The organism is Selenomonas sp. GACV-9 (assembly GCA_900116485.1).
Taxonomy (GTDB): domain Bacteria; phylum Bacillota; class Negativicutes; order Selenomonadales; family Selenomonadaceae; genus Selenomonas_A; species Selenomonas_A ruminantium_G.
The window spans coordinates 50,613-56,875 of sequence record FPAX01000011.1; the positions used below are offsets into that span (position 1 = coordinate 50,613).

The 6,263-nt window shown below is 55.5% G+C and carries 4 protein-coding genes; all 4 read left to right on the forward strand.

Features of this window, described 5'->3' with window-relative positions:
* A complete protein-coding gene (locus BM322_RS09700; protein WP_075429997.1) occupies positions 1 to 588 on the forward strand; it encodes an ANTAR domain-containing response regulator in 588 nt (195 codons plus the stop codon).
* 204 nt (positions 589 to 792) lie between these two features.
* The gene (locus BM322_RS09705; protein ID WP_075429998.1) at positions 793 to 2,907 is read left to right on the forward strand and encodes a BglG family transcription antiterminator; all 2,115 of its coding nucleotides are present in this window, start codon (positions 793 to 795) and stop codon (positions 2,905 to 2,907) included.
* Between the two features lie 3 nt (positions 2,908 to 2,910).
* Positions 2,911 to 4,809, forward strand: coding sequence for a PTS mannitol transporter subunit IICBA (locus BM322_RS09710; protein WP_075429999.1), 1,899 nt, complete (start codon positions 2,911 to 2,913; stop codon positions 4,807 to 4,809).
* 98 nt (positions 4,810 to 4,907) lie between these two features.
* A complete protein-coding gene (locus BM322_RS09715; protein ID WP_075430021.1) occupies positions 4,908 to 6,053 on the forward strand; it encodes a mannitol-1-phosphate 5-dehydrogenase in 1,146 nt (381 codons plus the stop codon).
* The last annotated feature ends 210 nt before the right edge of the window (positions 6,054 to 6,263 follow it).

Consider the following 6,263-nt stretch of genomic DNA (forward strand, 5'->3'; position numbering starts at 1 on the left):
ATGAAAAAGAAATCACTGCGGCTCGTCATCGCTGACAATGAGTCGATTATTCGTCTGGACCTTAGAGAGATGCTCGAAGATGCCGGGCATGAGGTGGTCGGTGAGGCCATCAACGGACGCAAGGCCGTGGAACTCACGCGCATGCACCGTCCGGATCTTGTCATCATGGATATCAAGATGCCCGAGATGGATGGCATCACGGCAGCGCGCAAGATTGCCGATGAGAAGCTGGCACCGGTGCTGCTGCTCACGGCTTTCAGTCAGGCTGACATCGTCGAGAAGGCCAAGGACTCGGGGGTGCTTGGCTATCTCGTCAAGCCTGTGCAGGAAAGCAATCTGTTTCCGGCTATGGAGATCGCACTTTCCCGTTGGGAGGAGATGCAGGGCATGGAGCAGGAGCTCGACAAGCTCAAGGATTCGCTGGAGACGCGCAAGGTGGTCGACCGGGCAAAGGGGATACTGATGGCGGCCCATAAGCTCAGTGAGCAGGAGGCCTATCGGCGGATCCAGCGCTATGCGATGATGAAACGGCTGAGCATCAAAGAAGTGGCCGAGGCCATCGTGCGGGCGGCCGGTGGCAAGGTCTGATACATAAAGTTTCTTATATGGATGTTTGTGGAGAGCCTGATAGATAAGGCTCTCCAATTTTGTCCCATTTTGTATTGGACAATGGTGAATGTCTTTGACTTGTGCGGTTTGCAGCCGGACGTTATAATAAAAACATCGAAACAAGAAGAAAGAAATCTTGTTTCGGACACTACTCGCTTCTGAGTGATCATAGGAGGCAGCAGGATGAATGTAAAAGAACGTACCGCAGCAATTCTCAAGCTGCTCGTCGAGGGACAGGATTCCTTCACGACGGCAGCTGAGATGGCGGAAACTCTCGGTGTCAGTGCGAAGACTATTTCGCGTGAACTGCCGGAGGTGGCCGGGGCATTGGAAAGATATGGGCTCGCCCTCAATAAGAAGAAAGGGGCGGGATTTGCCATAGCTGGTGCCGAAGCGGCCAGGACGTCTTTGAAGGAATCTTTAGGGCAGGTGAATGACCACAATTATACACCGCAGGAGCGGCAATCGATTATCGTGAGCCGTCTGCTGCCAAGTCATGAGCCGGTAAAGCTCTTTGCCTTATCATCACTTCTCGGAGTGACAGACAGTACCATCAGCAACGACCTGGACAAGCTGGAAGGCTGGTTTAAGGGACATGGGCTGCAGCTTGTACGCAAGCCGGGGCTGGGTGTCTACGTCGAGGGCGAGGAGCAGAGTATCCGGCAGGCAATCGTCGCATACATTTATGACAATATTGAAGAAAATGAGTTGTTGACGCTGGTCCATGCGAATCTCGCGGACGAGCAGGAAAAAGTCAATCAGGCAGCAGGCTATCTGCTGGACTTGGTGGACAAGGAAATCATCCATCGTCTGGAGCGCTTGATCCGTCAGGCGGAAAAAGAGCTCGGGACAAGGATGTCCGATCAGGCCTTCATCGGCCTGACGGTGCATCTGGCGCTGGCTGTCCAGCGCATCCGCAAGCAGGAGCGCATCCATATCCGGCCGGGATTCCTGGCGGAGCTGAAGCAGAAACAGGAATTCAGGACGGCCGGGCATATTGCGGCCGAGATCGCCAAGGAGTTTGAGCTGCCAATCACCGAAGATGAGATCGGGTACATCACGATGCATCTTTTAGGGGCGCGCAGCCGCTATCGGGAAAATGAGGCGGCAGGGGCTGTACTGGATAACTTTCATCTGGTGCGTCTGGCCAAGGCCATCATGAAGGCCGCTGAGGAGGAGACAGGCACGAGCCTGTACCGCAATCCGGAGCTGCTCACTGGTCTTGTCAATCATCTTGGCCCGTCGATAAGCCGCCTGCAGATGCAGATGGATATCCGCAATCCGCTGCTTGATGAGATGAAGGTGAAGTTTCCTGAGCTCATGCAGCTGGCGAAAAAAAGCGTGCACGAGGTGGAAAAGGAGCTGGAGCTTACCTTTCCCGAATCTGAGATCGCTTTTATCGCCATGCATCTTAGCGCGGCACTTACTGACAGCAATATGCTGCAGAAGCTGGAGCATACGGTCATCGTTGCCTGCCCGACGGGGATGGGCACGAGCCGGCTGCTGGCCAGCCGCCTGCGGCAACAGTATGACAATCTGGTCATTGCCGACCAGGTGTCGACGCTGCAGCTGACGCCTGAGTATTTTGCCAGTCATGAGGCGGAATTCATCGTGGCCACTGTGCCAATCCCGCACGTGCCGCTGCCCGTGGCTGTGGTAAGTGCTCTGCTATCTAAAGAGGATCAGCAAAGGGTGGACCAGATGCTGCTGCAATGCGAGGAGGCCCAGGTGGAATCGCGGGCAGCTGGCAAGGACAAGGCTAAGCCGGATTTTGCGGCGGCGCTGCGCATCATGCAGGCCTACGATGCTGCTATCCTCAGCCTGCTGGACAACTTCTTTTTCTGGGAAGATGACAAGTCAATGACTGTCCAGGAGGTGGCTGCTGATATCGGCAGGATGGTGGGGCGCGATGAGCGCCAGGCTGATGGCATCTGCAGGGCACTGCTGACTCGCGAAGATCAGGGGAGTACCGCGATTACTGGCAGTAACATGATCCTGCTGCATTGCCGCAGTGCTGTTGTCACGCATTTGCAGTTCGGTATCGTCCATCTCGGCAGCTGGTTCCTGTATCCGGCTGACCCGACGGAGAAGATAAGGACGGCAATCGTCATGCTGGCGCCGGAGCAGGGCAGCTGCTATGAACTCGAGACCATCGGTCATATATCGTCGATCCTTTTGGAGCGCTGGGGTCTTATCGAGGTCCTGCACGAAGGGAATCAGCAACTGATAAAAGACGAGCTCACGCATATATTCCGTGAGTTCCATGCAAAGAAATATCGGGAATTATTGGGGGGATAATCCATGAGCAATAACAAGAGCTCAAAACGTGGCTTCCAAGAAGTCATGCAGAAATTCGGACGTTTCCTATCGGGGATGGTGCTGCCGAATATCGGAGCATTCATTGCCTGGGGCTTATTGACAGCCCTGTTCATTCCGACCGGCTGGCTGCCGAATGAATACCTTGCCCAGGTGGGCGGCCCCATGAGCAAGTGGCTCATCCCACTGCTGCTAGGCTATAGCGGTGGTGCGGCGGTCTATGGTCATCGCGGTGGCGTTCTCGGCGCCATTGCTACCTCGGGAGTCATCGCGGGTGCGGACATCCCGATGTTCCTTGGGGCCATGATCATGGGACCGCTCGGTGGTTTCGTCATCAAGAAGTTCGACAAGGCAATCGAGGATCAGATTCCTACGGGCTTTGAGATGCTGGTGAACAATTTCTCAGCCGGCATCATCGGCGGTATTCTTGCGGTACTGGCCTTCGTCGGTGTCGGACCAGTGGTGCTGGCTGCCAATGGCGTCCTGCGTGCAGGTGTTGAGGGCATTGTCGCTGTGGGACTGTTGCCGCTGGCATCGATCATCATCGAACCGGCGAAGATCCTGTTCCTCAACAATGCCATCAATCACGGTGTCCTGTCGCCGCTGGGCATTCAGCAGGCCGAGGAGTTCGGCAAGTCGATGTTCTTCCTGCTGGAGGCTAATCCTGGCCCAGGCCTTGGTGTCCTGCTGGCTTACTGGTTCTTCGGCAAGGGGATGGCCAAGGATTCGACGCCGGGTGCTATCATCATCCATGTACTGGGCGGCATCCATGAGATCTATTTCCCGTATGTGCTCATGAAACCTGTGCTGCTGCTGGCAGTCATCGCTGGCGGCATGGCCGGTGTCGCCACGCTGCAGTTCCTGGGCGGCGGCCTCATTGCACCGGCATCGCCGGGATCGATCCTTGCAGTGCTGGCCATGACGCCGAAGGGGGCATTCCTGGCGAATATCGCTGACTTCCTGGTAGCCACGACGGTATCCTGTGCGGTGGCATCGGTATTCGTCAAGGCTTCGGCCAGCGAAGAGAGCGATGATTCCCTCGAAGAGGCAAAGGCTGGTATGGCCGCTTTGAAGAATCGCGGCCTGGTAACGGAGGTCAAGGTAAGCGGCGCTGAGCTGCGCACCATCGTCTATGCCTGCGATGCCGGCATGGGGTCTAGTGCCCTGGGGGCAGCCAGCCTGCGCAAGAAACTCCGCAAGGCCGGCTATGATAATATCTCGGTTACCAACGCCGCCATTGGCAGCATCCCGAAGGATGCGCAGCTTGTGGTCACGCATGAGAAACTGGCACAGCGGGCCGTGGAGGATTCGCCGCAGGCAGAGCATATCTTTGTCCGCAACTTCACCCAGAATGATGTGTTTGAGCAAGTAATGGCCCGCTTGACGGAAAAAAAGGCGCAGAGTGCAGTATCAGCTGGCGTGATGGTAGCTGGGCAGCATGGTGCCAAGGAGCGCCATATCCTCGATATGACGAACATCCAGCTCGGGCTCACCAGCGTTACCAAGGAAGAGGCTATCCGGCAGGCCGGCGAGGCATTGGCTGCTGCTGGTTATGTCGATGAGCCCTACATCGAAGGCATGCTGAACCGCGAGAAGGACATCAGCACCTACGTCGGGCGCGGCATCGCCATCCCGCATGGCGAGAACAGTGTCAAGGATTCGATCCGCGAGTCAGGCATCGTCGTCCTGCAGTATCCCCAAGGCATCAAGTTCGGCAAGGATACGGCCTATCTGCTGGTCGGCATCGCTGGCAAGGACAACGACCACTTATCCATCCTGGCAAACATTGCCGCAACGATGGATGAGTGCTCGGAGGCTGAGCTCGATACACTCTATCATACGAAAGACCCTAAAGTTCTTTATGAGCGCTTTGCGCTGGCATAAATAAATACGAACACTGACATGTCCCTTTTTCGTCAGCTTGGAAAGCCCATGGCTTTTCTGCTGACGGAGAGGGGACTTTTTTTATGGAGGAATTCAAGATGAAACAGGCAGTACATTTTGGCGCTGGCAATATCGGCAGAGGATTTATCGGCGAGCTGCTGGTCCGTTCTGGTTATGAGGTGGCATTTGTCGATGTGAACAAAGAGCTCGTTGACCTTATCAATGAGCGCCGAGGATATGATATCGAAATCGTCGGGGATGAGCCGCAGAAGATTCATGTGGAGCATGTGAGGGCTATCAACAGCGCAGAAAACCCTGAGGAACTCATGCAGGCTATCGAGCAGGCCGATATCATCACGACAGCCATCGGGCCCAATATCCTGAAATTCATTGCGCCGAATCTGGCCAAGGGCTTGGCACGCCGCTTGAAACGCACCCAGGCACCACTCAATATCATTGCCTGTGAGAATATGGTGGGCGGCTCGTCGCTGCTCAAAAGCTATGTCTACGAGCACCTTACGCCGGAGGAACGGGCGATGTGTGATGCCTGGATCGGCTTTCCGGATGCTGCTGTCGATCGCATCGTCCCCTTGCAGAAAAATGAAGATCCGTTGCTTGTGAAGGTCGAGCCCTATGCCGAATGGGATGCCGATGTGACCCAGGCCAAGGGAGAACCGCCGGCGATTGAGGGGCTTACCTGGGTGGAGAATCTCGAGGCCTATATCGAGCGCAAGCTGTTCACAGTCAACACGGGGCATGCATCGATTGCATATCTTGCTTATCGCAAAGGCATCAAGGATATCTACACGGCCATGCAGGATAAGAGCATCGTCGACATGGCCCGTCAGGTATGGGCAGAGACCGGCAGCCTGCTCATCAAGAAGTTTGGGTTCAATCCTGAAACGCATAAGCAGTATATCGAGACAACGGAGCGGCGTTTCCGCAATCCTCATCTTTCTGACGAGGTCACGCGGGTTGCCCGCGGGCCCAAGCGCAAGCTCGGCGCCAAGGATCGTCTTGTGAGCCCGGCGTCGCAGCTTTTAGCGCAGGGGCAGAAACCCTCGGCCTTGGCGACGGTCATCGGCGCAGCCTTCCACTTTGACTACGCAGGGGACAAGGAGGCACAGGAAGTGCAGCAGGGCATCCAGCGTGAGGGGCTGCATCGCGCCATCCATAACTATACCGATATCCCGGAGAACTCCGAACTCTTCCGTATGGTGGAAAATAAAACGGCAGGATTCTGAGGAAAAAGGAATATAGCAGCAATGAGAGTCCGCTGGCTTGGAAAAGAGCCAGCGGTTTTTTATAAAATTGCAGTTTGTCTGTTAGTACTAGATTACAATAAGCTTGATACATCTCAGCTTGGGTGAGGGTGGGTGCACTTTTTCTCCGCTCCGCTAAATGACCCGCGCTGGTGTTTAAGTACGTATTTAGTTACATGCGCCGGGCAGGCC

Coding starts and splice junctions, on each gene's coding strand:
- BM322_RS09700 (WP_075429997.1), top strand. CDS start 1: ATGAAAAAGAAATCACTGCGGCTCGTCATCGCTGACAATGAGTCGATT.
- BM322_RS09705 (WP_075429998.1), top strand. CDS start 793: ATGAATGTAAAAGAACGTACCGCAGCAATTCTCAAGCTGCTCGTCGAG.
- BM322_RS09710 (WP_075429999.1), top strand. CDS start 2,911: ATGAGCAATAACAAGAGCTCAAAACGTGGCTTCCAAGAAGTCATGCAG.
- BM322_RS09715 (WP_075430021.1), top strand. CDS start 4,908: ATGAAACAGGCAGTACATTTTGGCGCTGGCAATATCGGCAGAGGATTT.